Origin of the sequence: Sandarakinorhabdus sp. (genome assembly GCF_041689835.1) — a bacterium.
Lineage (GTDB): Bacteria > Pseudomonadota > Alphaproteobacteria > Sphingomonadales > Sphingomonadaceae > Sandarakinorhabdus.
Genome location: NZ_JBDNFM010000021.1, coordinates 1 through 2527 on the forward strand (window position 1 = coordinate 1; position 2527 = coordinate 2527).

2 protein-coding genes are annotated in these 2527 nt (G+C 64.5%); both read right to left on the reverse strand.

Going from position 1 to position 2527, the window contains the following annotated elements; all coding sequences use genetic code 11:
* On the reverse strand, positions 1-1458 hold a 1458-nt coding region (locus tag ACESL8_RS00950), incomplete at its 3' end, for an alkaline phosphatase (protein WP_372914968.1).
* A gap of 27 nt (positions 1459-1485) precedes the next feature.
* Positions 1486-2436: an isopenicillin N synthase family dioxygenase gene (locus tag ACESL8_RS00955; protein WP_372914970.1), complete on the reverse strand. Its 951-nt coding sequence runs from the start codon at positions 2434-2436 to the stop codon at positions 1486-1488.
* Between the last annotated feature and the right edge of the window lie 91 nt (positions 2437-2527).

Here is a 2527-nt window from a genome sequence, read left to right on the forward strand (position 1 = left end):
CTCCATCACGCCGCGCACCAGATCGGCGCGCGGGCCTTCGGCAAACAGCGCCACGTCTTCGCCGCCATGGCTTTCACTGTCGGTGCCAAAGGTCTTGTTGGCGAGATAATTGGGATCGGTGGGCGGCAACAGGCGTGACAGGCCGCGCGTGATGAACGGCCCGTTGGCATAGCTGAGTGTCGTCATCGGCTGACCATGATCGTCCAGCGACCAGCCTTCCTTGCTCAGTCCGCCTTCGCTTTCGCCGCCGCGCGCCGGCTTGATATAGCCCAAAATGTCGTTACCGCGTTCGGGATAGCCGGCAATCGTCATCACATGGCTGTGATCGGCGGTCACCAGCACCAGCGTGTCATCGAGGTTCACGCTTTTGAGCACATCGGCCACGGCGGCGCTGAACACCTGGGCCTCTTTCAGCGCACGATACGGGTTGCTGGCGTGGTGGGCGTGATCGATGCGCCCGCCCTCGATCATCAGATAATAGCCTTTGCCGCCGCGTGCCTTGGTGCCGGCCTGCAACCGCGCCAGCGCAAAGCGCGCCATTTCCGGCAGGCCAGGTTCGGCGTCGTCCTTGCGGTCAGCTTCAAAACTGATGTGATCGGCATTGAACAGGCCGAGCACCGGCGCCGTGCCGCGGGCGTTCAACGCGCGCAGGCCCTTGGCATCGCTGACAAACCGCGCCTGCGGCCAGGCCTTTTGCCATTCATCCACCAGATTGCGGCCATCATCGCGGGTGCCGCCGTTGCCCGCCGGCAAAAACCGCGCCGAACCGCCGCCCAGCGCCACATCGAAACCGCCCTTGAAGCCGACCAGTTGCGCCGCCAGATCGGCACAGCCCGACGCGCGCTCAGCCGCCGGATAGGCGCGGTCCGCCCCTTCCCAATTGCGGTTGGGCACATGGCCATACACGGCCGCCGGGGTGGCATGGGTGATGCGGGTGGTGGTGACGATGCCCAGCCCCATGCCGCCCGCCCGCGCTATTTCAGCCAGCGTGCGCGGCAGTTTTTCCGGCGTCTTGCAGGCTTCCGCGCCTTGGTCGGCACCAAAATTGATCACGCCGATGCGGGTTTTCACGCCCGTATTGAGCGCGCTTGCGGTGCCCGCACTGTCCGACGTCTGGGCGTTGGTGTTGTACGTCTTGACCAGCGCGGTGTTGGCCATCGTGTCCCACGCCAAGCTGTTTTCCTCGCCGGTGGCCGGTGCGCGGCCATCGATCGGACGCTGGCCATCAAAGATGCGCGCCGCCGTGATGGTGGAAATGCCCATGCCGTCGCCCACCATCAGGATAACGTTTTTCGCGCGCCTGGGCCGGTTCACCACGCGCAGGCGCATGTCGAGCGCAGCGCGGCCATCCTGCCACCATTGGTCCTTCACCGGCGTGTCGAGCACCGGCGTGACGAGCACTGGGGCCGCCGAAACCGAAGTGGCCAGCAGCACAGCCAGCGCGAATGCATGTTTCATCATGAGAATTCCCTTGCCCCACCTATTTTACAGCAATTTGATATCGCGCAGCCGCTCGAGCAAATAATCATTGGCCGTGATCGGTGGTTCTTCCTGCGGGCCGCCAGGAAGTGCAGTGATCAGAAAATCCGGACGGAAATGCAGGAAGAACGGCGTTGAATAGCGCGCCACCCCCATGCGTTCCGGCGCCGGATTGACCACGCGGTGGCTCGTTGATGGCAGCCGGTGCCCGGTCAGCCGTTGCAGCATGTCACCGACGTTGCACACCAGGCTGCCCGGCGGCGCATCGATAGTCCGCCATTCGCCATCCTTGCCGAGCAGTTGCAGCCCGGCTTCCTCCGCGCCCAGCAGCAGCGTGATGACATTGATATCCTCGTGTGCACCGGCGCGAATAGCGCCAATATTTTCCTTGGCTGTTTCCGGCGGCACCGGCGGATAATGCAGCAGCCGCAGGATGCTGTTCCCCTCGCGCACCGGACCTTCAAAGAAATCCGCCTCCCGCCCCAGATGCACGGCGATGGCGCGCAGCAGCTTCGCGCCGGCCTGATCGAGCGCATCGTACAAGGCGCTGAGTGCGGCACGGAAATCGGGGATTTCGCTCGGCCACAGATTGGCCGGCATCACATCGGCATAAGCATGGCCGGCCGGCAATTCGCGACCCACGTGCCAGAATTCCTTGAGATCGGCCTTGGCGTGGCCCTTGGCCGCCTCCACCCCGAACGGAGTCAGGCCGCGCTGCCCGCCGCCACCTGACACGACATAGGCGCGCTTGACGTCGTCGGGTAGCGCAAAGAACGCCCTGGTGGCGGCATTGGCACGCTCGATCAACGCGGCATCGATGCCGTGATCCGACACCACGGCAAAACCGGTGCGGGCAAAGGCATCGCCAAAGCCGGCCGCAGCCGCCGCCACATCGGTTTCGACCAGCGAAAGCGGAATCGGATGGATATCGGCAGCAAGCGGCGCAGCAACTCTCATCCCCGCCCTTTACCCCGAAATTCCGGCCACTGCCAGCCCCCACCCGCCCGCTTTCAAACCCAGTTGACCGATGCCCACAGCCGCCCCTATA

What these genes read in the sequence shown, in the direction of transcription:
- ACESL8_RS00955 (WP_372914970.1), bottom strand. Translation starts at nt 2,436, where the DNA reads ATGAGAGTTGCTGCGCCGCTTGCTGCCGATATCCATCCGATTCCGCTT.